The organism is Pseudomonas sp. Eqa60, assembly GCF_018326405.1.
Classification (GTDB): Bacteria; Pseudomonadota; Gammaproteobacteria; order Pseudomonadales; family Pseudomonadaceae; genus Aquipseudomonas; species Aquipseudomonas protegens.
On the sequence record NZ_AP024342.1, the window covers coordinates 1,804,662 to 1,829,189 of the forward strand.

Consider the following 24,528-nt stretch of genomic DNA (forward strand, 5'->3'; position numbering starts at 1 on the left):
TCGAAACCGGTACCCTATGCAGCTGTTTTTTTGCATATCTTCGAGGTAGCACCCGTGTTTTCCCAATTCGCCCTGCACGAACGCCTGCTCAAAGCCGTGGCCGAGCTTAAATTTGTCGAGCCGACGCCGGTGCAAGCAGCGGCTATTCCGCTCGCGCTGCAAGGGCGTGACCTGCGGGTGACGGCACAAACCGGTAGCGGCAAGACCGCGGCTTTTGTCCTGCCGATCCTCAATCGCCTGATCGGCCCGGCGAAGATCCGCGTCAGCATCAAGACCCTGATCCTGCTGCCGACTCGGGAACTGGCCCAGCAGACCCTCAAGGAAGTCGAGCGTTTCTCCCAGTTCACCTTCATCAAGTCGGGCCTGATCACCGGTGGTGAAGACTTCAAGGTCCAGGCTGCCATGCTGCGCAAGGTGCCGGACATCCTCATCGGCACTCCGGGGCGCATGCTGGAGCAACTCAACGCCGGCAACCTGGACTTGAAGGAAGTCGAAGTACTGGTGCTCGACGAAGCCGACCGCATGCTCGACATGGGCTTTGCCGAAGACGTGCAGCGCCTGGTGGACGAATGCCCGAACCGCCAGCAGACCATGCTGTTCTCCGCCACCACTGGCGGCTCCGGCCTGCGGGAAATGGTCGCCAAGGTCCTCAACAACCCTGAGCACCTGCAACTCAACAGCGTCAGCCAGCTGAACGAAACCACCCGTCAGCAGATCATCACTGCCGACCACAACCAGCACAAAGAACAGATCGTCAACTGGCTGCTGGCCAACGAGACCTACCAGAAGGCCATTGTCTTCACCAACACCCGGGCCATGGCCGACCGCATCTACGGCCGCCTGGTGGCCCAGGACTACAAGGCTTTCGTCCTGCACGGTGAAAAGGACCAGAAGGACCGCAAGCTGGCCATCGACCGCCTGAAGCAGGGCGGGGTGAAGATCCTCGTGGCCACTGACGTCGCTGCCCGCGGCCTGGACGTTGACGGCCTGGACCTGGTGATCAACTTCGACATGCCGCGCAGCGGCGACGAATACGTGCACCGCATCGGCCGCACCGGCCGTGCCGGCAACGATGGCCTGGCCATCTCGCTGATCTGCCACGGCGACTGGAACCTGATGTCGAGCATCGAGCGCTACCTCAAGCAGAGCTTCGAGCGCCGCACCATCAAGGAAGTCAAAGGCACCTACAGCGGGCCGAAGAAGGTCAAGGCCTCCGGCAAGGCGGTGGGCGTGAAGAAGAAAAAGACCGACGCCAAGGGCGACAAGAAAAAGGCCGTGGCCAAGGCCCCGACCAAGCGCAAGACCGCCAACCGGCCCAAGAGCGACAGCCTGGTCAGCCAGGATGGCCTGGCGCCGCTCAAGCGCCGCAAGCCACAGGCCCCCGCCGCTGAATAAGCCTGGCGCCTGATGCAGATGAAAAGCCCGGACCTGGTCCGGGCTTTTTGCTTTGCGGGTGTCAGCTCTCGGCCTTTTTCTCGGCAGTGGCCAGTTCCTTGAGCCGCTGGTCGATCAACTGGCAATTGTCCGGCAGGTCCTTGCTGGAGGTGCTCAGGTCCATCTTCTGCAGTTCGGCGTTGATCTCCTTGGCCTTGGCCGGGTTCTGCTCGGTGATCTTGCTGACTTCCTGGGCCAGCTGTTCGCGCTTGGCGGTGGCTTCGTCCGGGGTGCAGGCCCAGGTGGGCAGGGCGAACAGCAGGCTGCTGGCGAGGGTAAGAATGCTCAGGTTCTTCATGGCGTAGGCCTCGTGATTCGGAACGGGCAGTCATCCGGTTGAGGCAGCGGAGGCAGGGAAAGTTCAGTTGGATTGAGCCGGTGGCCGCGGCTTTGATTGCCGTGCCTGATCAGGAATTCTTACTCGGCAATTCAGATGGATCTGATTTGCCGGCGTCGCCGATAGCTCTAACATCCGGCCTTGTAGCAGGACGCGTGCCCCGCAAAACCAGCCATCCATCGACGATGCTCGCGCTTAATTGACGTCAGAATGGTGGCACATTAACATCGCGCGCCCTTTCTCTACCCTTGCTGCCGTTTCGAAGGACCGAATATGTCTCTCTCCACCCTCGGGATGAGGTTGTGCTGTGCCTTGTCCTGCTTGCTGCTGGTCACTGCGCTGCCCAGCGCCACTGCCGCGCCGTTGCCGGGCCCGGCTTTCAACCCCGGCGACCAGGACCTGATCCGCGACCGCCAGAACCGCCTGCTGGAAGAACAGCAGCGGCGCCTCGAAGAACTCAAGGACCTGCCCGGCAAGAGCGCCGCGCCTGTAGCGCCCACGGCGCCGGCCGACAGCCGCTGCTTCCCGATCAAGGACATCCAGCTCAAGGGCGCCGACTCGCTGTCGGCTGCCGAGCGCGAGCGCCTGCTCCAGCCCTACATCGGCCAGTGCCTGGGGGTAGCGCAGCTCAATGAACTGCTCAAGGTCATTACCGACCGCTATATCGAAAAAGGCCTGGTCACCAGCCGTGCCTACCTGCCGCAGCAAGACCTCTCCAGCGGCCACCTGCAAGTGCTGGTGGTGGAGGGCAAGCTCGAAGGGCTCAAGGCCGCCGAAGACAGCAAGCTCAGTGCCCGTGAGCTGAACATGGCCTTCCCCGGCAGTAGCGGTGAGCTGCTCAACCTGCGGCAGATCGAACAGATGGTGGACCAGCTCAACCGCCTGCCGTCGAACCAGGCGCAGATGGAACTGGCCCCGGGCCAGGCCGTGGGCGGCAGCGAGGTCTTGGTCAAGAACAACGCGCAAAAGCCCTGGCGCGTTGGCCTATCACGCAGCAACGAGGGCCAGAAGAGCACCGGCGAGCAGCAGTGGGGCAGCTCCTTCGAATGGGACAGCCCCCTGGGCCTGGCCGACCAACTGGTGCTGCGCGGCGGCCATGACGCCATCAGCGACCACCAGAAAACCTCGCGCAACGCCATGCTCTATTACAACCTGCCGTTTGGCTGGTGGAACCTCAGCTACAGCTACAGTCAGAGCGAATACCGTTCCCTGGCCCAGGCCGTGGGCTTCAACTTCAAGCAGACCGGCGACAGCCAGAACCACCAGTTGCGCCTGGAGCGGGTGATCCATCGCGACGCCCTGAGCAAGACCTCGCTGAACAGCGGCCTGAGCTACCTGCGCACCAACAACTACATCGAAGACAGCAAGCTGAGTAACAGCAGCAACCGCCTCAGCGAAGCCCAGTTCGGCATCAACCACGGCCGGCGTATCGGCAGTGCCTTCCTCAACCTCGACCTGGGGCTGCAGGACGGTATTGGCGCCTTCGATGCCCAGCGCGAAAACCAGCGCGACAAATACGGCAATCGCCAGGCCAACGCCCGCTACCGCAAGTACACCGCCACCGCCAGCTATCTGCAGCCGTTCAAACTGGGGGAAGAATCCCTGGTGTTCAGCAGCCTGGTCACCGGCCAGCGCAGCGAGGACCTGCTGTTCAGTTCGCAACGCATGAGCCTGGGCAGCCAGTCCTCGATCCGCGGCTACAAGGACCAGAGCCTCAATGGCGACAGCGGCTACTACTGGCGCAACGACCTGCGCTGGACTCGTCCGGTGGGCTGGGACTGGCTGCGCCCGGTGTTCGCCGAATACGGCACGGGGCTGGGCTATGACTTCGGCGCGATCCGCAACGACCGCTACAACGCCGAGCAGCATGGCCGGGTCTCCAGCGACTCCATCGAATTCTTCGCCCGGGGCAAGCACCTTGCCGCCAGCGTGACCTTTGCCCATTCCCTCGAACGGCCCGAAGCCCTGAGTGAACGGGAAGCCCCGATCTATTTCCGCCTGGACCTGTTCCTTTAACTCCGCTCTTTGCCCGAGATATACGACATGGACGCTCGTCAGTTCGCCTTTCTGGCCCGCCAGCCTTCCGCCACCCTGCAAGCGCGGGATTCGTTCTGGGGGCTGTCCAAACGCGGTCTGGCGTTCATCCTGGCTAACGTGATGTTCTGGCAGCCCGTGGTGGCGATGGCCGACGGCATCGTGGTCAACGGCAGCGGCACAACACTGGGACAGGCCGGCAATGGCGTGCCCATCGTCAACATTGCCACGCCCAATGGCAGCGGCCTGTCGCACAACAAGTTCAGCGACTACAACGTCGGCCAGCAGGGGGTGATCCTCAATAACGCCACCGGCCGCACCCAGGAAACCCAACTGGGCGGGATCATTCTCGGCAACCCCAACCTGGGCGGCCGCGCGGCCAATGTGATCCTCAACGAGGTCAACGGCGGCAGCCCCAGCCAGCTCAAGGGCTACACCGAAGTGGCCGGGCAGTCGGCCCATGTCATTGTCGCCAACCCCTATGGCGTGAGCTGCAACGGCTGCGGCTTTATCAACACCCCGAAAGCCACCCTGACCACCGGCAAGCCGGTGATCGAGAACGGCCAGGTCCAGCGTTACCAGGTGGACCAGGGCAGCGTCGCCATCGAAGGTGCGGGCCTCAACGCGAGCAATATCGACCAGTTCGAAATCATCACCCGCAGCGCCAAGATCAACGCCGAGATCCAGGCCCGGCACCTGGCGGTGATCGCCGGGGCCAACGACGTCGACGCCAAGACCTTGAACGCCACGGCCCGCACCGCCAACCCGGCGGATGCACCGCAACTGGCCATCGACAGCAGCGCCCTGGGCGGCATGTACGCCGGGGCCATCAAACTGGTGGGCACCGAGGCCGGGGTGGGGGTGAAGCTCGACGGCAAGTTGATCGCCAGTGGCGGTGATATCCAACTGGACGCCGATGGCCAGTTGCGCATGGCGGACGCCACTGCCGAGAAGGGCGCGGTGGCGATCAAGGCCGGCAGCCTGGAGGCCCAGGGCGCGGTCTACGCCGGTAGCGAACTCAAGGTACAGACCCGGGGCGACCTGAGCAGCCAGAAAACCCTCGCCGCCCGCGACAGCATCCAGCTGGACAGCGGTGGCCAACTGAGCAACCAGGGCATCATCGAAGCCGGGGTCAATGCCGATAACTCTCGCAACGCCAACGGCGATATCAGCCTCAACGCCCGGGATCTCGACAACCGCGGCAAGAGCATTGTCGCCAGCCGCGACCTGACCCTGAACACGGCACAGATCCTGGACAACCGAGGCGGCACCCTGAGCGGGCAGCGCCAGGTCACGGTCAGTGCCGGGACTCTGGATAATAGCCATCAGGGCAAGCTGCTGAGCGCCGAGCGCCTGCAACTCGATGCCGAGCAAGTGCGCAACGGCCAGGGCGGCCTGATCAAGAGCCAGCAGTCCCTCAATGCCACCCTCGGCCACCTGGGCAACAGCGGCGGCGAGCTGTCGAGCCAGGGCAGCAGCACCCTGGTACTGGCCGGCATGGACAACCTCACCGGCGTGGTACTGGCGCAACAGACCCTGACCATCACCGGCAGCGCTGAGCTGGACAACCAGGGCGGGCTGCTGTCGGGCTGGCAGGGCCTGACCCTCAACGGCACCGGCTTGAACAACAGCAACAAAGGCACCGTCTCCAGCCTCAAGGGCGGTGTCGAGGTCACCCTCAGCGACGCCTTGAACAACAGCCAGGGCGGCGCCTTGGTCAGCCAGCAGGCCCTGGACGTCAAGGCCGCCAGCCTCGACAACAGCCTCAAGGGCATGATCTCCAGCGCGGGTGCACAGAGCCTCAAAATCAGCGACCTGCTGGACAACAGCCAGGGCGGCTCCATCGACAGCGCCGCCACCCTGACCCTGCAGGCCATGGCCCTGGGCAACCAGGGCGGCACAGTCAACGCCGCCGGCGACCTGGAGTTCATCGGCAGCGACCTGGACAACAGCCACGGCACCTTCACCGGCAAGCAGGGCGTTACCCTCGACCTGCTGGGACACTTGATCAACAACCAGGGCACCCTGTCCGCCGCTGGCCCTTTGCTGCTCAAGCGCAGCACTAAGGTTGAGAACCAGGGCGGCGAACTTTTCAGCCAGCAGTGGCTGCGGCTGTTCACCGAACACTTGGACAACCGGCAGAAGGGCCGGGTCGCGGCCAATGAGTCGGTGTTGATCAGCGCCAGTGGCGAAGTGCAGAACAGCGATGGCGGAGAGATCCTCAGCCGCGAAGCCGACCTGCAACTCAATGCCGAGCGACTGGATAACGCCAGAGGCCTGCTGCAGGCCAAGACCACCCTGGGCCTCGATGTGGCGGCCGACGCCGGTAACCAAGGCGGACAAGTGATTGCCCAGCAGGGCGACCTGACGCTCAAGGCGGGCCACCTCGACAACAGGGCCGGCAAGGTGTCCGCCCTCAACGGCGGCGCCACCCTGGAAACCGCGGCCGATGGCCGCCTCGACAACCGCGACGGCGCGCTCTTCGCCCAGCAGGCTCTGCATATCAGCGCCAGGGAGCTGGACAACAGCGCCGGCCAGATCAGCGCCCGGCAGATCGAGCTGGAGCTCGCTGGTGCCCTGAACAACCGCCAGGGCCTGATCGAAAGCGGCAGTACCCTGGCCACCGCTGCTGCCAGCCTGGACAACCAGCGCGGGCAACTGCGGGCCCTGGGCCTGGCCAGCAAGACCCGGTTCAGCATCGCTGGCACCTTCGACAACCGCGACGGCTCCCTGGAAACCGCCAACAACGACCTGGCCTTCGACGCCGGCGGCTTCAACAACCGCGGCGGCAGCCTGCTGCACAGCGGCAGTGGCGTGTTCGGCATCTCCATGGCCAACCTCGAAGACGTCGGCGGCCGCCTGAAGACCGCCGGCCAACTGACCCTGGAAGCCGAGCGCTGGACCAACAGCAGTGCAATCCAAGCCGACCGGTTGCTGGTCAAGGTCGACCACCTGACCCAGACCGCCGACGGCCAGCTCCTGGCGGGCACCGGCCTGACCGGCAGCGGCAGCCACTGGAACAACGACGGCCTGATCGGCAGTGACGCCGCGCTCAACCTCGACCTGAACGGCAACTACAGCGGCAAGGGGCGCCTGAGCAGCATTGGTCAACTGGACCTGCATGCCGCCCAACTGGACCTGGCGGACAGCGCCAGCATCGCCGGTGGCGCCAACGGCACCCTGAAGATCGACGGTGCGCTGAACAGCGCCGGGCGTATCACCGCCAGCCAGAAGCTGCTGCTGAATGCCGCCAGCATCCACAACCTCGGCACCCTGGGCAGCGGCGAAGACCTGAGCCTCAACGCCGCCACCCTGGTCAACGACCATGGCCTGATCTCCAGCGGCGGCAATATGCAGTTGCTGACCAACAGTTTCACCAACCGCTATGCCCAGGTGTACAGCCTGGGTACCGCGCTGATCGCCAAGGACGACCAGCAAGCCAGGGCCGACCTGCTGGACAACCGCTCCGGGGATATCGAAAGCCTGGGCAAGCTGACCATCGCCGCCAGCACCCTCAACAACGTCATGGACGTGCTGCAGTACACCGAGCACGAAAAGAGTGCCGCCAGCATCACCCGCCTGTCCTGCACCCTGATTCCCGTCGCCGGCTGCGACGACCGCGGCGGTGGCCGCATCAACGGCCTGTGGGAAGTGGCCGAGACCGACCGCCTGCGGGTGACCAACAGCAGCGCCGCCGCCAGCCTCAACAGCGGCGCCGACCTGCAGATCGACACCCAGACCCTGACCAACACCAGCAGCCTGATTACCGCGGCCGGCGACATCAACATCAAGGCCGAGACCGTCCACAACCAGGGCCTGCAACCCCAGGAAATCACCACCCTGCGGCGCTACTGGAGCTTCGTCAACGAAACCGGCACCGCCGCAGCCCTAGCCGCCGCGTTCAACGCCCGCAACAACCCGACGCCTTCGGCCAGCTTTGCCTCCGACCTCAGCGCCTTTATCGCCTGGACCGGGGTAATGCTGTCCTCCAGCAGCAAAGTGGTGGATGGCGACCAATCCTTCGCCGCCACCATCCAGGCCGGCGGCAAGGTCAACCTCAAGGCTGACAAAACCCTCGACAACAGTGTGATCCGCTCCTTCTACGAGTACGTCGGCGCCGGCAAGACCCTGACCGACACCGGCGTTGGCAACGGCTACTCGACGCCGATCCGGATCAACCCGCAACTGCCCCCGGAACTGGCCCAGCAACAGGTCAACCCCCTGGTACTGCCGGGCTTCACCCTGCCCACCGGCGGCAACGGCCTGTTCCGTCTCAGCGGCCAGGGCAGCACCCTGGCCCAGGCCCCGACGCCTGCGCAGATCGCCGGCCTGCCGGACGCCGCGAGCCTGTCCCGGCCGCACAAGTACCTGATCGAAACCAACCCGGCGCTGACCAACCTCAAGCAGTTCATGAGCTCGGACTACCTGCTGTCCAACCTGGGCTACAACCCCGATGAAAGCGCCAAGCGCCTGGGGGACGGTTTCTACGAACAGAAACTCATCCAGCAAGCCATGGTGGCCCGCACCGGCCAACGCTTTATCGACGGCCAGGACAGCAACGAAAAGCTCTTCAAGCACCTGATGGACAACGCCATCCAGAGCAAGCAGCAGCTTGACCTGGCGGTGGGTATAACCCTGACCTCCGAGCAAGTCGCCGCCCTGACCCACGACATCGTCTGGCTGGAAAGCCATGAAGTGAACGGCGAACAGGTGCTGGTACCCGTGCTGTACCTGGCCCAGGCCAACAACCGCCTGGCGCCCAACGGCTCCCTGATCGCCGGCAAGGACGTGAGCCTGATTGCCGGCAAGGACTTGAACAACGTCGGCACCCTGCGCGCGGCCAATGACCTGTCGGCGGTGGCGGGGGAGAACCTGGTCAATAGTGGGTTGGTGGAGGCGGGCAACCGCCAGGACCTGCTGGCGGGCGACTACCTGGTCAACCGCGCCGGCGGCATCATCGCCGGGCGCGACGTGACCCTGACCACCACCCAGGGCGACGTGATCAACGACCGCACCCTGACCACCCACCAAAGCAGCAGCGAAGACTACGTCCGCGAGCAGCGTCGCGACTTCCTCGACAGCGCCGCCCGCATCGAAGCCGGCAACAGCCTGAGCATCGATGCCGAACGGGACTTCGACAGCAACGGCAGCGTCCTGCACAGCGGTGGCGACACCCGCATCAAGGCCGGTCGCAACGTCAGCCTCAACGCCGTCGAGCAAGTGGTCAGCAACGACCGTGGCATCGGCAACCTCGACCAGAGCAAAACCCAGCACGGCGCCACCCTGGAGAGCGGCGGCAACCTGAGCATTGAGGCCGGTGGCAACGTCACCGCGATCGCCAGCCAGATCGACGCCAAGGGCGACGTCTCGATGACGGCCAAGGACAACCTGACCCTGGCCTCGGCCGCCAATGAACAACACTGGGCCAGCAAGACCGGTACCACCAAGAGCGAAGAGGATCGTGTCCACCAACAAGCCACCACGGTGACGGCGGGCGGGGATGTGATGCTCAAGTCCGGCCAGGACATGACCCTGATTTCCAGCAAGGTCAAGGCTGGAGATGAAGCCTATCTGGTGGCCGGTGGCGAACTGAACCTGCTGGCGGAGCAGGACAGTGAGCATTCGCTGTATGACATGAAGAAGAAGGGAGGCTGGGGCAGCAAGGAAACCAAGCGCGATGAAGTCACCCGGGTTACCCATGTTGGCAGTGAGATCAGCGCTGGTGGCAACCTGACGCTCAAGAGTGACGGTGACCAGAGGTATCAGGTCGCCAAGCTGGAGAGTGGCAAGGACCTGACCCTGGAGAGTGGTGGCGCTATCACCTTTGAAGGGGTGAAGGACCTGCACCAAGAGAGTCATGAGAAGAGCAGTAACAGCCTCGCCTGGACCAGTGCCAAGGGTAAGGGCAACACCGATGAGACTTTGCGTCAGAGTCAGTTGGTGGCTAAGGGCGAATTGATCATCAAAGCCACCGATGGTTTGAAGATCGACCTCAAGCAAATCGACCAAAAGTCCATCAGTCAGACCATCGACGCCATGGTGCAAGCCGATCCGCAACTGGCCTGGCTCAAGGAGGCCGAGAAGCGCGGCGATGTGGACTGGCGCAGGGTGAAAGAGGTCCATGACAGTTACAAATACAGCCATTCCGGGCTTGGCCAAGGGGCGATGCTGGCCATCATTATCATCGTGACTGTTTTGACCGCAGGCGCGGCGAGTGGCGCGGTGGGTACGGCATTTGCGGGTGCCGGTTCTGCAGGTAGTGGCACCGTTATGGCGGCTGGCGGGGTTTCCACCGTTGGGGCTTCTGCAGGCACCTTTGTTGCGGCCGGTTGGGGCAACGCCATGGTTACGGCCGGCCTGACTTCAATGGCCAGCACCGGGGCTGTCAGTGTCATCAACAACAAGGGCAATCTTGGCGCAGCGTTCAAGGAAACTTTCAGCAGTGACAGCTTGAAAGGCGCTGCAATATCGAGCCTGACCGCTGGATTCACCACGGGAGTTATAGATCCTCAGCTAGGGGGACAAACCAAACCCTTTAATGGCCTCACCAAAGGATTTGATCTCAGAACACTGGAGGGTATTGGTGGTTTCGCAGCACATGCGGGAGCTCAGGGGGTGGCAGCAGGGGCGATTAAAACCGCCATTGATGGAGGTAGTTTTACTCAGAACCTGAATGCAAGCCTGGTTTCTCAAGCTGGAAACGTAGTCGCCGCTACTGCGTTTAACTTCGTTGGGGGTATGCGCAAGAGCATTGGCAAGCTGCAAAGAATGCTGGTGATACAACGGGGATGGCTATGTGGGCTGAGGGGGGCGCAGCCAGAGTCGCGATGCATGCCTTGTTTGGTGGCGCGGTGTCTAGTGCTACAGGAGGTGACTTCAAGACAGGAGCTATCGCCGCTGGCGCCAGTCAGGCCATGGCGCAAGTGTTGAATGACATCTTTGATCAGCAGCCTGCTTTGAGGCAGGGATTCTCACAAATTGTTGGATTGGCGGTAGCGGGTGCTGCTGGAGGTGATGTCAACAAGGCTTCATGGGTTGCGCAGATGGCCGATGAATACAATCGCCAACTGCACCAGAAAGAAACCCTTGCCCTTGAGGAACTACAGCGCGAAGACCCAGAGAATGCCTACCAGCTTCGGGCCGCTGCCTGTGCCTTGGTAAACTGCTTGTCTTCGGTTCCTCCTGATGATCCCTTGTATAACGCCGTTGCACAGCTTGAGGCGGATGGGCGTAACTTCAAGGATGCGCAAGCCAAGCTCATGGGCACCGGAGCTTTTGATGAGTATGGAGCATGGGACAAGGCGAATGATGAACTTCTAAGAAACGACAAAGAGCTTAGTCGCTCAGGTAATGCTAGCCGAGCAGTCTTGGGAGCGGTTGGTGCAGCTGCCGGATTCGGCGGTGCGATATTGACTACTCCGGCCTGCGTCACGGGTTTAGGTTGCGCACTGCCTACTTTCTCTGCATTGGGGGGTACGCTCTCGTTCCATGATGGATGGCAGGCGACGGGCCAGTTGTTTGCTCCGTACGAATACACTCAAGGCAGTAAAGTCCTCAATTCGTTTAGTTCAGAGAGCTATCCTGGCGATGTCAGCCCGATGCGCGACTATGGGACTGCGGCGGCTAGGGCGGCGCTTGAGATTGTCCTCTTCAAGGGCGCGGCTAAGCTCGCGAATGGGACGGGAGCTTCTGTTTTACTTAAGGAGCAAGCTGGCGCCAACGCGGCAAAAGGAGGGGTGGAGCCTAAGGTGACGGCAAAGGGCACCGTGAACGGTACTGTATTTGAGGATGTCAACCAAAGTGCGAAAATTGGTGCCACAAACGAACCCACGCTTATTGCTGAGCGTGTGACCGCTAAGACCGAGGCGAAAGGGAAACCGCACCCCAATGGAACTGTAGCGGATTCACACGCTGAAATTGGCGTAATTCAACAAGCGTATAACGCCGGCAAAACTCAAGGGTCAGGGATGTCTATGACTGTTTCAGGGAGAGATGTCTGTGGGTACTGCATAGGTGACATAGCTGCTGCTGCCGACGCTGCGGGATTGAAGTCTCTGACTGTGCACGCCGTAGACAACGTGACAGGTTTGCCCAAGACTTATTACTGGCAGCCAGGAATGAAGTCCATCAAGGAAAAACAATGAGTAAAGAGACTGTTCTGGGCGGATATCTGATTAGTTCTGATAATGTACGACATCAGTTGCCTGCCAAGTTGAATCCAAGCAATTCAAATACTGAGGACTTGATTAAACGTGTGTCTAGTGCGGGCAAAGGTGTTGTCGTGATGAGGTGCAAACCATCTCCAGAATACGGCCCTTACGAATTGGAAATGCATGTGGACTCTGGAAAATTCCTGCTGATGCTCAATGGGAATGATGAGGATGGTGATCACAGTGTGAGAACAATAACGAACAAAAACATGCCGAATGGCCTGATGACCATCTTGGGAGAAAAATATCCCGCCAAGGCGGTTACATACGATGTGGGTTTTGTCTGCAACGTTTTTAATGAGTTTGCTCGCCTCGGAAATGTATCCACGGATTTGCTGAGTTAGACGGGAAGCTTCTCTGCAAAGGAGGCAGCGGTTGATCCATCACATCTGAATGTGATACGAAAAAATGGAGTTGAGTTCTCAGCGGAAAAAGTAATTTTAACTACCTGGATTAAAAAGCTATATCTCAGATCCGTCTTCGGCCAGAGCAGGCCTTTGCATATGTTCAAGACGAAACTGAGTGCCTTTGTACTGCTGCTGATGTTGGTTTTTTTGCTGTCCTGCAAACTGCAATATTAAAGGAGGGTATTCGGTATGGAGTAGAATTATCTGGAGAAAGCCCTTATGCGGAAGATATGTTAGAGGGGTTGGCTAAAGTCTATGAGAGGTGCTGTTTGGATGATTTGGAGAAAATTGGGGTAAGAGGGGAAAAGTTGTCAGAGGTGATCGATTTTATGACGCAGGTTAAGAGAAAGTATCTTCTGAGTAGATAGGGTTATGAGAAAAATATAAAGCGCCCGTTTGACTTAATCGACGGTCGTAGCTGCAACTGGTAGCGTCTCCACTCAACCGATGGACCTTGTTGCCTGGCATGAAGAAGGCAGCCTTAGCTGCCTCCAGTTCTTCCTGGCGCTCGGAGCACCCCTGTCTGCTTATGCGGATATCTGCCCTTGCATCCGTCGCCCTGCCACATCCATCAAATCACACCCATCGCGCAGCAAAATGCAGCACACCAGCGACAGTTCCTGCAGCACCACTGCACCTTTGGGCGCGTCATCAGAAATCGCGAAGTTCTCCAGCAATTGAGTCACGGCGCGAATGCGATACGCCGCTGCATCGTGCAGGACGTCTATGGGAGCTTGGGTATCGATCAGAAGTGAGGGAATGTTGCAGTCGTGGCCGGTAATCGGCATGTATCTGTTCATGGTTAGTTCTCTGGTGATGGGGTGATGCTGTCCCTACCGTCGCCAAACGAAAGGTGGCAGCTGTACGCAGGTTGGCGAACCGGCACCAGATAAGCCGGCAGACCCAAAAGGATCTCCCACGCACAGCCGCCATGAAGCGATTGTGCGGGAGCAAAAGTACCTGCAAGCAGAGGCTTTTGCATCAATTCTGGTGTCAGGTCGCCAAACCCGGTCGTCCTTTCAACGACCCCTCGACTATATCCAGCGCTCTCCCTGTCCTTAAAGCCTCATTCCTACTGGATTGTCTGCTTCTGCCGTAAGGCAATTCCTAATTTGCCGAGAGTATCTTTTCGAGCCGGTCCGCCGCGATTTTCCTGGCTTACAATGCCGACGCTTATCGCCATGCCACAGGTGGTTTTTAGGTGGCGGTGCGTTGTTGAAAACCTTCTCAAGGAAGATCCGTCATGCGTCTGTTGTCTCTGCTCTTCACCCTCGCTTTGCTCGCCGGTTGCGCCTCCACGCCGGACTATTACATCTCGCCCAAACCGGTGCAGATTCCCGCCAACGCGACTTACTGGATCGACACCTTCAACCTGCAGTTGGTCGGCGAGAGCGAGCGTTTTCTGCCCGAGGACAAGTTGCGCCAGCAACTGGGCATGGAGTTGATCCGGCAGTTGGGCAATGCCAATCGCTACGCCGCCACCAAGGACAGTGCCGACTACCTGCTGGATGTAGATGCGGTGTACAAGCGCCGCCTCAGTGATTCCCAGGGCGGGCTGGTGTCGATGGTCGTCGATGACAATACGATCCTTGCCAGTGTCGACTTTGGCTACAAGGTGCAGGTCAAGCGCGACGGCGCCGAGGTGTTGCATTTCGCCCAGGAGCGCGATGGTTTGCAGCCTGCCGGGGCCATGGGCCAGTTGCGCAATATGAAGACCATGTTGGGGGCGATCACCAACAGCGGTAATTCGGATGTGGAGAACTTCTACATTCGTGCTCTGCCGAGGTTCATCGTTCGCGATATCACGGCCATTCCTTCTCGTTGAGTGAGTGTGTGGGGGGATTGTAGGAGCGAGCTCGCTCGCGATGAGCGCCAGGGCGTCGCGTTCTTTCAGTAGCGGCGCGTTATCGTTGGCGTTGTTCGCGAGCGAGCTCGCTCCTACAGGGGGATCAACGTGCTTTTGGGGTTATAGCTTTTTCACCGGAATGCAGATCTCACACTCCAGCTCCCCGGTCTTGACGTCGTAGTACGCATCCGCCGGATAGCGTTCGAAGGCCGGGCGCGGGTCGAATTGCAGGCCGCTCTTGGGCAGCCAGTCGCGGCACAGTTCGATCCAGGCGTCGGCGATAGCCGGGCCCAGGCCGCGGTAGTGGGCCACGGCGTAGAGACCACCGGGCAAGGTGGTGACGACGGCCGGGGCGCTGGCCTTGAAGTCTTCGGGCACTTCCACGCAGGCGTCGTAGCGGCATTTGTCGGCGGGGGTGAGGTCCGGGTCGTCGTGGCCGATGCCGTAGCGCACGCGGTTGAAAAGTTGATGTTCGAGCATCCATGGCGCTGCGGTTTCGCGCCAGAAAACACCAATGCCCGGGCCGTAGGCGCCGATGTAGCGCAGGTAGGCCACGCGGGTGGCGGGTAGTTGCTGCAGGGTGACCTTCATCGCGGTTTCCTTCAGGTGAATGAAGGCGTCAGGATCGTCGAAGGCGGGGATGTGGGTCTGATCAGGATTGCGCAATTCACGCAGGCGGCGTTCGCGGATGTCGTCCAGGCGGCGGTGCCAGCGTTTGGGCTCGGTATCGCGCCAGGTGCTGGGGGAGACCGAGAAGTGCTGTTTGAAGGCCCGGGAAAATGCCTCGCCGGAGCCGAAGCCGACTTCCAGGGCAATTTCCAGCACTGAGGCCGAGGGGCGGCTGGCCATGAGGTAGGCACCGCAGGCCAGGCGTCGGCGGCGCAGGTAGGCACCCAGGGGCTCGCCGACCCAGGCGCTGAACAGGCGGTGGAAGTGGTAGGGCGAGAAATGGGCGACCCGCGCCAGGTCCGCCAGCTCCAGGGGTTGGTCCAGGTGTTGGTCGATATGCTCCAGCACCCGGCTCATGCGCAGGGTGTATTCGTGGAGGCTGTGATAGGCGGCGCTCATGTCTACAGCTTAGTTGGCTGGGTGGGTCGTCACAGTCTGCCGCAGATTTGTGCCGTTTGTGAGTGCGATTCGCCGGCAAGCTGGCTCCTGCGGCAGGTTCTCAATCGTCACAACAGCAACTGCTGCTCTTGCCCTGGGGCGTTGCCTGGTAGCGATCGTGGTGCCGGACCCAGCCCATGATCTGTTCTTCGTTGCGCCCCTTGGGCGTCAGGTCGAGGAAGTTGTAGGCCCCCAGCAACAGGTCCAGCCCGCGGGCATAGGTGGAATAGGTGTGGAATATCTCACCTTGCGGGTTGCGGTAGAACACGCTGAGCCCGGGCAACTCCTGCTCATCGCCACTGGCCTGTTCGTAGTTGTAGCTGGCAGTGCCCTGGGCCAGTTGCTCGGCGCTGAGGCTGACGCCGAAGTCCTGGTTGAAGTCGTCGCCGGCGCTGGAATACCAATCGAAATGCCAACCCATGCGCTGGCGAAAGGCCTGGAACTCGGCATAAGGGGCGTGGGAGATGGCCACCAGCGCTACATCGTGGTGGGCCAGGTGCTGGTTGGCGCCATCGAAGTGGTCGGCGACGAACGAGCAGCCCTTGCAGCCTTCCTCCCAACCTTCGGCAAACATGAAGTGGTAGACCAGCAGTTGGCTGTGGTCGCCAAACAGATCGGCCAGGCCCAGCGGGCCATCGGGGCCATGAAACTGATAGGGCTTGTCGATTTTTACCCAGGGCAGCGCCCGGCGTTCGGCGCTGAGCTGGTCGCGCTGGCGGGTAAAGGCCTTTTCGTGGATCAGGTGCTGTTTGCGGGCTTGCAGCCATTGTTCCCGGGAGACCACGGGATGCTCGGTAACGGACATGACATCTCTCCTCAAGGCAGTGGGGGCGATGGGTCTTACACACGCTAGTCGTTTGGCGCTGGAGTGGATCGACAAACCGCCCAGCGGTTTTCCGATCAGGGGGCGGCGGCCTGGGGTGGATTTCCTGAACGGCTGAATGGCCTGCCGGTCACAACTTGTGAAGGCATTTCATTCTCTTGTCTGGAGGTTGAATCAGGATGACGACTTATAACTGGGATCTGATCGAACGACTGCTGCACGAAGTGCAGAACGGCGCCGGCCACAGCTTCACTCCGCGACCCTATGCCGAGCAGCATGCGGCGGCCAAGGCGGCGGAAGGCGAGCCCACCGGCAATCTGGATGACCTGAAAGTCACCGCCACCGAGTACGAAAAGTTACTGCTGGACCGTGGCTTTATCGAAAGCCGGCCGGAAGAGGAGGGCGGCAATGGCGAGAACTTCGTGCTCACGCCCCGTGGTTCCAGCCTGCTGTGCCTGATTGACAGCAGCATCCCGGGCAATGATCACCCGCGCCAGGTGCTGGATGAGCAGGCCGATGCGCTGGATTCGGCGACCTTCGATCAGGTGGCCTCCAAGGCCCAGATCGCCTAGGTTGCGCCTAGCCCTGGCGGGCGTTCTGCAGGCATTTGAGCTCGGCGAAGTCCTTGCGCACTCCGTCGATTTTCTTCAGCAGGCGCTGGCGCTGGGCCGGGGTGCTTTGTGCCATCAAGTCCACCAGCAGGCTGCGTGCGGCCTGTTCGGTGTGGGCGTAGGCCTGGCGATAGTCCGGCGTCCATAAGCTCTCGCGGTGTACCAGCAATTGCTCGATACGTTGTGGGAAATCGCTGTTTTGCCGTTGCTCCACGGCCGCGCTGAATTGCGCCTGCCAGTGGGCTCGGTTGGCGATCCACTGCTGGTTCTGCTCGCCCAGGCTGCTGGACCATTGTTCCACCCGTTGCTGCTGGCTCGGGCTTAGGGAGCCGAGCCAGGCGTTCAGGCGCTTGCTCATGCGTTGGCTGCGCTGCTCTATCTGTTGCGCCAACGGCGGCTTGAGGTATTGCTCCTGGTGTTCCTGCAGGTCCTTGGCGAAGGCGGAATTCATCTCTTTGACTTGCTGGTCGTTCAGACCCTGGAGCAGCTCCACGGCGGACGGGGCGATCTGCCGGGCGGTTTCGGCGATGGCTTGCTTGGCTTCCCGGGTGCGCTCTTGCAAGCCCTGGTCGCTGACCTGGTTGTTCTGCACCATCAGTTGCAGGCGGTCGAGCCAGTCCAGGTAACCCGGGAGCTGGGTGGTGCAATGCCAGCTCAGGTGCTGCTGAAGGCGCTGGTTGAACCAGCTCTTCTGCTCGCTGTTCATGTCCAGGTAGTCGTTGAGGTTCCAGGGAATGATCACATCCAGGTTGCGATAGGCCAGGCCGACCCGGCTACAGGCGCCCAGCAGCAGGCTGATGATCAGGAGCGGAATGAGGAGGTGCCAGCGGCGCGCCATGTTCGAGTCCTTGCGAGTGCGGGTTGCTGTATCTGAACCCTGAAGGCGCCTCGCAGTTCAGACGTTCAGTAGAACGCCCGTTCGGCCTTGAAGGTGAGCAGGCCGTCGCATTGCGGGTTATGCCCGGAGTAGGCGCTGCAGTCGTTGCCGCTGAGGCTGGAGTCACTGTAGATCAGGTTCAGGTCGATCCCCAGCCAGGGGCGCGAGAGCTTGATCGACCAGTCATTGAAGCCGGCCACGTAGCCGCCGTCGGCGATCGAGACGCCATTGTTCAGTTGATGGGTGGTGTATTTGACGCTGACGCCAATGCCGAACGGTACGTTGCCGCCCAGGTCAGCGAACAGGGTGCTGTTGCGTTTGTCCGGGTCATTGCTGAAGGCCGCGCCGAAGCGGCTGCCGAGCAGGGTCAGGCCGCCGTAGAATTCCTGGCTGTCCTGGGTCCGCAACTGCGGGTAGTTGTAGTGGATCATTCCCAGTTCGTAGCCCAGGGTCTGGTCGAAGGGCTGCTTGAAGCCCAGGTAGGAATCCACCTCCAGTTTGCTGGAGGGGCTCAGGCCCATGCTGGGGGCCCACTGGCCGGCATACCAGCCACTGTCGTGGCTCAGGTCGAGGCCGCCGTGGAACGAGCCGCTTGAGGACGGCTTGACCAGGCCCTGGGCCATGCTGCGGCTGGGGCTGGTGCCCAGCTTGAGGTCGAAATCCCCCAGCTCGCGCTGGAAGATTTGCCCATGGGCAATGGGGCAGGCCAACAGCAGGCTGCAGGCCAGCAACGAGGATTTGAGCATGCAGCACTCCCTGAACTGCGCGGAGCGACAACCTGAAAGGCGGCTGAAACGATTGATCTAGAGGGGGTAAAGGATACCGGCGAATGCCATTGGCTGAAGGCCGTTCGTCGATTTGCTGGTAGTGGGGAGGAGAGGGGGTGCCAGTCCTAGCGCTTTGAGGGCAAAGCGCTAAGGGACCAGGATAATGCGCGGGGGAGTTACTTCTTGCCCAGGCTGATCTGCTTGGACGGGCCGAAAGTCTGGCCGCTGACGCCTTTGGCGATCTGCTGGATTTCGCCGCCCGATTTCAGGAACGCTGCGATCTGTTCGTTGATCGATTCACTGGTTTCAACGGCGGGAGCTGGTTTTGCTTTGCTGTTGGAGGCTTTTACTCGCATGGCGGCCATTTAACCTTTCGGGAAAATTAATTTGGCCAGGCATCTTATCAGAAATACTTGACAATTGCTTGGTAAATATCCCCTGGAACAGAAAGGCGCTTCCTGCTGTTTTTCCTAAGTTTATTTTTCGGATATTTTCCTAAGTCGCTGTTTTAACTAAGGACCCATCGAAAAAAATGCCCTCTCGCTGTGCTCCGCAAAGGCTCTATGCACGGCTGTTTGCCTGACGAGCGGCCGGTTGAGCGCTGGGAACGCCAGAAAAATCAAGGATTTCGTGGCCGGCGATTCAGGAGCGTCAACGCAGGCCTGGAAAACAGGTAGAATGCCGCCCACGCAATGAGGGTATTGGAAATGGCTTTAGTCGGGCGCTACAACAGTTTGCAAGTGGTTAAACACACTAACTTTGGTTTGTATCTGGACGGTGGGGCGGACGGCGAAATATTGCTGCCCAATCGTTATATCCCCAAGGACATTCCCAGTGAAGATGAAGACTGGCTGAATGTTTTTGTTTACTTGGACAGTGCTGACAAGTTAATCGCAACTACCGAAAAGCCGAAAGTTCAAGTTGGTGAGTTCGCCAGTCTTAAAGTCGTCGAAGTTAACAGTATCGGGGTGTTCCTGGACTGGGGGCTGCCCAAGGATCTGCTGCTGCCGTACTCCGAGGAAAAGCGCCAGATGAACGCCGGCGAATACTGCGTGGTGCATGTCTACTTGGACAAGCACACTCGCCGTATTACCGCCACGGCCCGTCTGGACCGCTACCTGGACAAGACGCCGGCCAACTACAAGGCCGGCCAGGAAGTCGACTTGCTGGTGGCCGAGTCCACTGACATGGGCTTCAAGGCCATCATCAACAACAAGCACTGGGGCCTGATCCACAAGAACGAAGTGTTCAAGTTCCTGCGCTCGGGGATGCAAGAGAAAGGTTTCATCAAGGAAGTGCGCGCCGACGGCAAGATCAGCCTGAGTTTGCAACCTATCGGTGAACAGGCGGCTACCAGCCTGAACTCGAAGATCCTCGCCAAGTTGCGGGAAAACGATGGCTCGCTGGCGGTCAGCGACAAGAGCGACCCGGCCTTGATCAGCAGTTTGTTCGGGGTTAGCAAGGGCAACTTCAAGAAGGCCATCGGTGCCCTCTACAAGCAGGGCCAGATTGTCATTCACGCGGATCGTATCGAGCTAAGCTGAGACTCACTTCACGCTGCGGGCGAGGCTTATGAAAACCACGCTGGTTGCCTGGCTCGCCACCTTGCTGGCGTTCCTGCTACTCGACGCGCTCTGGCTGGGGCTGATGATGGGCGAAACCTACCGGGCCCAGTTGGGGGCGCTGCTGCTGGAACAGCCACGGCTGTTGCCGGCAGCGCTGTTCTACCTCCTCTACGTTAGCGGTTGCCTGCTGTTCGCCGTGCGGCCCGCCCTGCAGCAGGGCGGCTGGCGCCGGGCTGCGTGCCTGGGGGCGCTGCTCGGGCTGGTGGCCTACGGCACTTATGACCTGAGCAACTGGGCGACCTTGCAGGGCTGGTCGGCTTCCCTGGCGCTGCTGGACATGGCCTGGGGCATGCTGGCCAGTGCCCTGGCCTGCAGTTTCGGCGTCTTCTGTGCCTGCCGCTGGGCGCCTGGCGCAAACGGCGGGAACTAGGTCTGCTCCAGGGGACCCGTCAGGCGCGGCGGCAGTTCTTTATTTCGGGTAGGGGTCATGTCATTGAATCAATGTGAGGTATGGCGGTGAGCATCGAACGGCGCAACGCCGATGGGTTTGCCCTGCAGGTGATGTTGGGGCTGTGCCTGATCTGGGGCGTGCAGCAGGTGATGATCAAGTGGGCTGCGGCGGACATTGCGCCCATCATGCAGGCGGCCGCCCGTTCGGGGATCTCGGCGCTGCTGGTGGCTCTACTGATGTGCTGGAAAGGCGGCTGGTCCCAGGTTTCCAGTACCTGGCGCGGCGGCTTGCTGGCCGGCGCTCTGTTCGGCCTGGAGTTCCTGTTTATCGCCGAAGGCCTGAAGCTCACCAGTGCCGCGCACATGTCGGTGTTTCTCTACACCGCACCGATCTTCACCGCCCTTGGGGTCAATTGGCTGTTGCCCAGCGAACGCTTGCGGCCCTTGCAATGGTTGGGGATCGTCCTGGCCTTTATCGGCATCAGCATTGCCTTTGCCGGCGGGATCTCCCTGGACAACCTGGACCGGCGCATGCTCCTGGGCGACATTCTGGGATTGCTGGCGGGGCTGGCCTGGGGCGCGACCACAGTGGTGGTGCGGGCTTCGCGGCTGTCCGAGGCGCCGGCGACCCTGACCCTGTTCTATCAGTTGATCGTCGGTTTCGTCGGCCTGTTGCTGATCGCCGTGCTCAGCGGCCAGGTGACCCAGGTCAGCCTGACGCCGGTAGCGGTGGCCAGCGTGTTGTTCCAGGGGCTGGTGGTATCGTTCTTCAGCTACCTGACCTGGTTCTGGCTGCTGCGGCGTTATCTGGCGGCGAACCTGGCAGTGTTTTCCTTCATGACCCCAATGTTCGGCGTGACCTTCGGCGTGCTGTTACTGGACGAGCCCTTGAGCCTCAACTTCGTGCTGGGGGCAATGCTGGTGCTGCTGGGTATTACCTTCGTCAGCGCCGAACAGTGGCTGCGGCGGCGGATCCAGCGCTTGTTGTAGCCCGCGCTTCACGAGACGACCGCACAGCGCTGTGCCGTTGGTCGCAGTTGCCAGAGCAGGCTGGCGCCGATCAGCAAGCCGCAGCCCGCCACCACCAGCGCCAGCTGCAGGTCGCCGCTGAAGTGGCTGCTCAGGGCGGCCAGCAACGGGCCGCTCAACTGGCCCACGGCAAAGCAGGCAGTGAGCAGGCCGGCGTTGCGCTGGGCCGACTGCGGTGCCAGTTCCCGGGAGCGCTGCATCACCAACTGCATGCAGGCCAGGAACGGCGTGCCGCACAGCAACACGCCCAATACCAGCCCCAGGCCACTGCCCAGCAGGCAGGCAAAGACCCCGGCGGCCTGCAGCCACAAGGTCGCCATCAGCCATTGCCGGGTGCTGTGCGGGGTGTGCCGACGCAGGCTGGCCAGGGCCACGCCCAGGGCCGCGGCCAGGCCGAAACCGGGCCAGAACAGGTCGGCCTGCCACTGGCCCTGGAAGCGCGCATTGGCCATCTGCGAAAGGAAGGTCGCGGGGATGATGTAGCCCACGCCATACAGGGCGTAGACCAGCCCCAGGCGCGCCACGCTGTGCTCAGTGGCGCAGGCGCTCTGCGTTTCGCCACTGGGGCGCGCCGAGGCCGGGGGCAGGATCGGCAGGATCACCAGCAGCATCAACAAGGCGACCGCGGCATACAGCAGCCACAGGTTGGCCGAGCTTTGCCCCAGAAGATTGGAGCCCAGGGCCAGTAGCCCGGTTAGCATGATGCCCAGCCCCGGGCCGGCGAACACCAGGGCCCCGAGGCGTGGCCGCCCCGCCGCCTGGGCCAGGGGTTGGCTCAGCGCCGTGATCATCACCAGCACCCAGGCGCTGGCCACCCCGGTGCCGAAGCGCAGCAGCAGGTGCGGCCAGAAGCCCTGGGCCCAGAACGAGGCCAGGGTCAGCAGCACGCACAGCCACAAGCCGCCCAGCAGGCGCAGGCGCACCTGGGCCGGACGCCGGGCGAACATGGCGTCCAGGGCTCCGAGGAAATAGCCCAGGTAATTGGCGGCGGCAATCAGCCCGGCGGCGGTCAGGTCGACCTGGCCTTCGCTGATCAGGTGCGGCAGTTGCGGGGTCAGGGCGAAGCGGCCAATGCCCATGGCCATCATCAGGGCAATGAAGCTGGCGAGCAGGCGGAGCAGGGGAGACATGGTCGGCTTTCCATCGATGGGGACAATGACCGTCAGGCTAGGACTGATTGACTTTCTTTAAAAATGAATAATATTGAGTAACTTGTTCAGTTTTGGAGAAAGTCATGGAGTTCAGCCAATTGCGCATCTTCCAGGCCGTGGCCGAGGAAGGCTCCATCACTCGCGCCGCCGAGCGCCTGCACCGAGTGCCGTCGAACCTCTCGACCCGGCTCAAGCAACTGGAGGAGCAACTGGGGGTCGAACTGTTCCTGCGCGAGCGTCAGCGCCTGCAGTTGTCGCCGGCGGGCAAGGTGCTGCTGGATTACGCCGCGCGCCTGTTCGCCTTGCACGACGAGGCCCATGCCGCGGTGCAGGGCGGTCAGCCGGCCGGGGAGTTTGTCCTGGGCACCATGTACAGCACCGCGGCGATTCACTTGCCTGCATTGCTGGCGCGTTATCACCGGGCCTATCCGGCGGTGAACCTGCAGGTGCAGTCCGGGCCCAGCGGCGAGTTGCTCGAAGGCTTGCTCACCGGGCGCCTGGATGCAGCCCTGGTGGACGGGCCGCTGGAGCTGGCAGGCCTGGATGGCGTGCCCCTGTGCGACGAGACCCTGGTACTGATCAGCGAAGCCGACCATCCGCCGGTGCGTACGGCCCGGGACGTGGAGGGCCGTGCGGTGTTCACCTTTCGCCAGGGCTGCTCCTATCGCATGCGTCTGGAATCCTGGTTTGCCCACTACCACGCCGCGATGGGGCGGGCCATGGAGATCGAGTCCTATCAGGGCATGCTGGCCTGTGTGATCGCCGGTTCCGGGGTGGCGCTGATGGCTCAGTCGATGCTCGACAGCCTGCCGGGGCGCGAAAGCGTGGCGGTGCATGCCCTGGCCGAGCCTTTTGCCCGTGCCACTACCTGGCTGATGTGGCGCAAGGGCATGGTCGGGGCCAACCTCAATGCCTGGATCGAGCTGCAACAAGGCGCTGGCGTGCAGCTTGCGCAGCAGGCGCGGGCCCATGCTTGAGCACCCGATGGCCATTGGCTTTAATCCAGTAACAGTTCATTGCCATTGCGCAGCAGCGCGCTGGAAAAGATAGGGCTATTATCTGCTTGAGGCGGCGCAGTATCGCCGCTCGGCACGACCCTGAGGGGGCACTATGAAAGACAAACTGCAAAGCTGGCTGCACGACCTTGGCGTCGCACTGGGCCTGATCGAGCCACCGCTGCAACCGGTGCCGATTCCTACCGACGAAGAGCTGCGGCGCCGTCAACAACGTCGTCGCTGAAGCAGAGGCGAGAGCGGAGTGCAGGCTCCGGCTCTCGCGGATGTCTTCTAGCCGGCAGTCGCTGGGCCACAGGCCTGGGGCAATCGGGTCAATCCTGGTTTTGCCGGGCCTTTTCCAATAACCATTGCACCAGGTCATCCACCCTTTCCAGTTGCCCGAGCGCTCGCTGCTCTTCACGGGGCAAGACACCCAGGTCGAACCTGTCCTCCAGGCGCCACAGCAGCGCCTCGATATCATCCCTGTCCAGCCCCAGTTCAGAGAGACCGCTCTGGTCATCGAAATCCACAGGCTCATCCAGCCAGTGGCGAATGAGCAGGTGCACTGCCGCGCGCGCTTGGGCCCGGTTCATCTGCGTTGCTCCCGATACGACAGCAGGTCAGGCGGGACGGGCAGCGTCGGCGCGGGTCTTTTCCAGGATGAACAGGCTCAGCTCGCTGATGCTGCTGATTCGATACAGGTCGCGGTCGGGATCCAGGCGAATGTTGAACTCTCGCTCCAGGCTGTGCAGCAGGGCCTTGAGGTCCAGGGAGTAGGTGTCGTGTTCGCGGGCCTGGCAGGGCGGGATTGGCCACTTCTGGGCCATTTGTGCATCGATGGCATGACGGATGCTTTGCTGGATGGAGAAACGGTCCATAAACACC

Annotated in this window: 22 protein-coding genes; 12 read left to right on the top strand and 10 right to left on the bottom strand. The window is 61.5% G+C overall.

Going from position 1 to position 24,528, the window contains the following annotated elements:
• Nucleotides 1-54 precede the first annotated feature (54 nt).
• Complete coding sequence (locus tag KI242_RS08115; RefSeq protein WP_011059887.1) at nt 55-1,395, top strand: DEAD/DEAH box helicase; 1,341 nt, start codon at nt 55-57, stop codon at nt 1,393-1,395.
• 61 nt (nt 1,396-1,456) lie between these two features.
• Here KI242_RS08115 and KI242_RS08120 read toward each other — a convergent pair whose 3' ends face one another.
• The gene (locus KI242_RS08120) at nt 1,457-1,732 is read right to left on the bottom strand and encodes a hypothetical protein (protein WP_011059888.1); all 276 of its coding nucleotides are present in this window, start codon (nt 1,730-1,732) and stop codon (nt 1,457-1,459) included.
• Between the two features lie 312 nt (nt 1,733-2,044).
• Between KI242_RS08120 and KI242_RS08125 the strand changes: the two genes are divergently transcribed.
• The 4 genes from KI242_RS08125 to KI242_RS08140 are packed head-to-tail and all read left to right on the top strand — an operon-like array spanning nt 2,045 to nt 12,359.
• Nucleotides 2,045-3,787, top strand: coding sequence for a ShlB/FhaC/HecB family hemolysin secretion/activation protein (locus tag KI242_RS08125; protein ID WP_212806047.1), 1,743 nt, complete (start codon nt 2,045-2,047; stop codon nt 3,785-3,787).
• 27 nt (nt 3,788-3,814) lie between these two features.
• Complete coding sequence (locus KI242_RS08130) at nt 3,815-10,735, top strand: DUF637 domain-containing protein (RefSeq protein ID WP_212806048.1); 6,921 nt, start codon at nt 3,815-3,817, stop codon at nt 10,733-10,735.
• Nucleotides 10,633-11,949, top strand: a complete 1,317-nt coding sequence (locus KI242_RS31690) for a hypothetical protein (RefSeq protein ID WP_244868169.1) — start codon at nt 10,633-10,635, stop codon at nt 11,947-11,949. The genes KI242_RS08130 and KI242_RS31690 overlap by 103 nt, the downstream gene beginning before the upstream one ends.
• Nucleotides 11,946-12,359: a hypothetical protein gene (locus KI242_RS08140; RefSeq protein WP_125062219.1), complete on the top strand. Its 414-nt coding sequence runs from the start codon at nt 11,946-11,948 to the stop codon at nt 12,357-12,359. Before KI242_RS31690 ends, KI242_RS08140 begins: the two co-directional genes overlap by 4 nt.
• 590 nt (nt 12,360-12,949) lie before the next feature.
• Here KI242_RS08140 and KI242_RS08145 read toward each other — a convergent pair.
• Nucleotides 12,950-13,222: a hypothetical protein gene (locus tag KI242_RS08145; RefSeq protein WP_047302568.1), complete on the bottom strand. Its 273-nt coding sequence runs from the start codon at nt 13,220-13,222 to the stop codon at nt 12,950-12,952.
• 443 nt (nt 13,223-13,665) lie between these two features.
• Here KI242_RS08145 and KI242_RS08150 point away from each other — a divergent pair, with 443 nt between their 5' ends.
• Complete coding sequence (locus tag KI242_RS08150; RefSeq protein ID WP_053156871.1) at nt 13,666-14,247, top strand: hypothetical protein; 582 nt, start codon at nt 13,666-13,668, stop codon at nt 14,245-14,247.
• A gap of 141 nt (nt 14,248-14,388) precedes the next feature.
• Here KI242_RS08150 and KI242_RS08155 read toward each other — a convergent pair whose 3' ends face one another.
• Both KI242_RS08155 and KI242_RS08160 read right to left on the bottom strand, forming a co-directional pair.
• Nucleotides 14,389-15,336 carry an AraC family transcriptional regulator gene (locus KI242_RS08155; RefSeq protein WP_053156874.1) on the bottom strand — a complete coding sequence of 316 codons (948 nt, stop codon included), beginning with the start codon at nt 15,334-15,336 and terminating at the stop codon, nt 14,389-14,391.
• A 100-nt stretch (nt 15,337-15,436) separates the two neighbouring features.
• On the bottom strand, nt 15,437-16,180 hold the full coding sequence (locus KI242_RS08160; protein ID WP_053149676.1) for a thioredoxin family protein: 744 nt from the start codon (nt 16,178-16,180) through the stop codon (nt 15,437-15,439).
• A gap of 197 nt (nt 16,181-16,377) precedes the next feature.
• Between KI242_RS08160 and KI242_RS08165 the strand changes: the two genes are divergently transcribed.
• Entirely contained in the window at nt 16,378-16,770 is a 393-nt protein-coding gene (locus KI242_RS08165; protein WP_041116598.1) for a hypothetical protein, read from the top strand.
• A gap of 7 nt (nt 16,771-16,777) precedes the next feature.
• Here KI242_RS08165 and KI242_RS08170 read toward each other — a convergent pair whose 3' ends face one another.
• From KI242_RS08170 to KI242_RS08180, 3 genes are all read right to left on the bottom strand, one after another.
• Complete coding sequence (locus KI242_RS08170) at nt 16,778-17,647, bottom strand: DUF6279 family lipoprotein (RefSeq protein WP_212806049.1); 870 nt, start codon at nt 17,645-17,647, stop codon at nt 16,778-16,780.
• A gap of 65 nt (nt 17,648-17,712) precedes the next feature.
• Nucleotides 17,713-18,432: a TorF family putative porin gene (locus KI242_RS08175; protein ID WP_011059901.1), complete on the bottom strand. Its 720-nt coding sequence runs from the start codon at nt 18,430-18,432 to the stop codon at nt 17,713-17,715.
• A 197-nt stretch (nt 18,433-18,629) separates the two neighbouring features.
• Nucleotides 18,630-18,818 carry a hypothetical protein gene (locus tag KI242_RS08180; protein ID WP_016962619.1) on the bottom strand — a complete coding sequence of 63 codons (189 nt, stop codon included), beginning with the start codon at nt 18,816-18,818 and terminating at the stop codon, nt 18,630-18,632.
• A gap of 342 nt (nt 18,819-19,160) precedes the next feature.
• On the opposite strand from KI242_RS08180, the gene KI242_RS08185 reads away from it, so the two are divergent.
• The 3 genes from KI242_RS08185 to KI242_RS08195 all read left to right on the top strand — a co-directional run bounded on the left by KI242_RS08185 (nt 19,161) and on the right by KI242_RS08195 (nt 21,458).
• Nucleotides 19,161-19,997, top strand: coding sequence for a S1-like domain-containing RNA-binding protein (locus KI242_RS08185; protein ID WP_015634586.1), 837 nt, complete (start codon nt 19,161-19,163; stop codon nt 19,995-19,997).
• Nucleotides 19,998-20,025: 28 nt separating this feature from the next.
• Nucleotides 20,026-20,448, top strand: coding sequence for a DUF2177 family protein (locus KI242_RS08190; RefSeq protein ID WP_053149681.1), 423 nt, complete (start codon nt 20,026-20,028; stop codon nt 20,446-20,448).
• 86 nt (nt 20,449-20,534) lie between these two features.
• Nucleotides 20,535-21,458: a DMT family transporter gene (locus KI242_RS08195; protein WP_041774558.1), complete on the top strand. Its 924-nt coding sequence runs from the start codon at nt 20,535-20,537 to the stop codon at nt 21,456-21,458.
• 8 nt (nt 21,459-21,466) lie between these two features.
• Here the strand turns inward: KI242_RS08195 and KI242_RS08200 are convergent, their stop codons facing one another.
• The gene (locus KI242_RS08200; RefSeq protein WP_212806050.1) at nt 21,467-22,627 is read right to left on the bottom strand and encodes a YbfB/YjiJ family MFS transporter; all 1,161 of its coding nucleotides are present in this window, start codon (nt 22,625-22,627) and stop codon (nt 21,467-21,469) included.
• Between the two features lie 104 nt (nt 22,628-22,731).
• Here KI242_RS08200 and KI242_RS08205 point away from each other — a divergent pair, with 104 nt between their 5' ends.
• Both KI242_RS08205 and KI242_RS31960 read left to right on the top strand, forming a co-directional pair.
• A complete protein-coding gene (locus KI242_RS08205) occupies nt 22,732-23,625 on the top strand; it encodes a LysR family transcriptional regulator (RefSeq protein WP_011059907.1) in 894 nt (297 codons plus the stop codon).
• A gap of 133 nt (nt 23,626-23,758) precedes the next feature.
• Nucleotides 23,759-23,887, top strand: a complete 129-nt coding sequence (locus KI242_RS31960; protein WP_011059908.1) for a PA1414 family protein — start codon at nt 23,759-23,761, stop codon at nt 23,885-23,887.
• A gap of 88 nt (nt 23,888-23,975) precedes the next feature.
• On the opposite strand, the gene KI242_RS08210 is transcribed toward KI242_RS31960, so the two are convergent.
• Both KI242_RS08210 and KI242_RS08215 read right to left on the bottom strand, forming a co-directional pair.
• A complete protein-coding gene (locus KI242_RS08210) occupies nt 23,976-24,236 on the bottom strand; it encodes a hypothetical protein (RefSeq protein ID WP_011059909.1) in 261 nt (86 codons plus the stop codon).
• 27 nt (nt 24,237-24,263) lie between these two features.
• Nucleotides 24,264-24,521: a phosphopantetheine-binding protein gene (locus KI242_RS08215; RefSeq protein ID WP_072444248.1), complete on the bottom strand. Its 258-nt coding sequence runs from the start codon at nt 24,519-24,521 to the stop codon at nt 24,264-24,266.
• Between the last annotated feature and the right edge of the window lie 7 nt (nt 24,522-24,528).

Bases quoted from the DNA above. Each gene is read 5' to 3' on its own strand.
- KI242_RS08120 (WP_011059888.1), bottom strand. From the start codon at position 1,732: ATGAAGAACCTGAGCATTCTTACCCTCGCCAGCAGCCTGCTGTTCGCC.
- KI242_RS08125 (WP_212806047.1), top strand. From the start codon at position 2,045: ATGTCTCTCTCCACCCTCGGGATGAGGTTGTGCTGTGCCTTGTCCTGC.
- KI242_RS08130 (WP_212806048.1), top strand. From the start codon at position 3,815: ATGGACGCTCGTCAGTTCGCCTTTCTGGCCCGCCAGCCTTCCGCCACC.
- KI242_RS31690 (WP_244868169.1), top strand. From the start codon at position 10,633: ATGCATGCCTTGTTTGGTGGCGCGGTGTCTAGTGCTACAGGAGGTGAC.
- KI242_RS08140 (WP_125062219.1), top strand. From the start codon at position 11,946: ATGAGTAAAGAGACTGTTCTGGGCGGATATCTGATTAGTTCTGATAAT.
- KI242_RS08145 (WP_047302568.1), bottom strand. From the start codon at position 13,222: ATGAACAGATACATGCCGATTACCGGCCACGACTGCAACATTCCCTCA.
- KI242_RS08150 (WP_053156871.1), top strand. From the start codon at position 13,666: ATGCGTCTGTTGTCTCTGCTCTTCACCCTCGCTTTGCTCGCCGGTTGC.
- KI242_RS08155 (WP_053156874.1), bottom strand. From the start codon at position 15,336: ATGAGCGCCGCCTATCACAGCCTCCACGAATACACCCTGCGCATGAGC.
- KI242_RS08160 (WP_053149676.1), bottom strand. From the start codon at position 16,180: ATGTCCGTTACCGAGCATCCCGTGGTCTCCCGGGAACAATGGCTGCAA.
- KI242_RS08165 (WP_041116598.1), top strand. From the start codon at position 16,378: ATGACGACTTATAACTGGGATCTGATCGAACGACTGCTGCACGAAGTG.
- KI242_RS08170 (WP_212806049.1), bottom strand. From the start codon at position 17,647: ATGGCGCGCCGCTGGCACCTCCTCATTCCGCTCCTGATCATCAGCCTG.
- KI242_RS08175 (WP_011059901.1), bottom strand. From the start codon at position 18,432: ATGCTCAAATCCTCGTTGCTGGCCTGCAGCCTGCTGTTGGCCTGCCCC.
- KI242_RS08180 (WP_016962619.1), bottom strand. From the start codon at position 18,818: ATGGCCGCCATGCGAGTAAAAGCCTCCAACAGCAAAGCAAAACCAGCT.
- KI242_RS08185 (WP_015634586.1), top strand. From the start codon at position 19,161: ATGGCTTTAGTCGGGCGCTACAACAGTTTGCAAGTGGTTAAACACACT.
- KI242_RS08190 (WP_053149681.1), top strand. From the start codon at position 20,026: ATGAAAACCACGCTGGTTGCCTGGCTCGCCACCTTGCTGGCGTTCCTG.
- KI242_RS08200 (WP_212806050.1), bottom strand. From the start codon at position 22,627: ATGTCTCCCCTGCTCCGCCTGCTCGCCAGCTTCATTGCCCTGATGATG.
- KI242_RS08205 (WP_011059907.1), top strand. From the start codon at position 22,732: ATGGAGTTCAGCCAATTGCGCATCTTCCAGGCCGTGGCCGAGGAAGGC.
- KI242_RS31960 (WP_011059908.1), top strand. From the start codon at position 23,759: ATGAAAGACAAACTGCAAAGCTGGCTGCACGACCTTGGCGTCGCACTG.
- KI242_RS08210 (WP_011059909.1), bottom strand. From the start codon at position 24,236: ATGAACCGGGCCCAAGCGCGCGCGGCAGTGCACCTGCTCATTCGCCAC.
- KI242_RS08215 (WP_072444248.1), bottom strand. From the start codon at position 24,521: ATGGACCGTTTCTCCATCCAGCAAAGCATCCGTCATGCCATCGATGCA.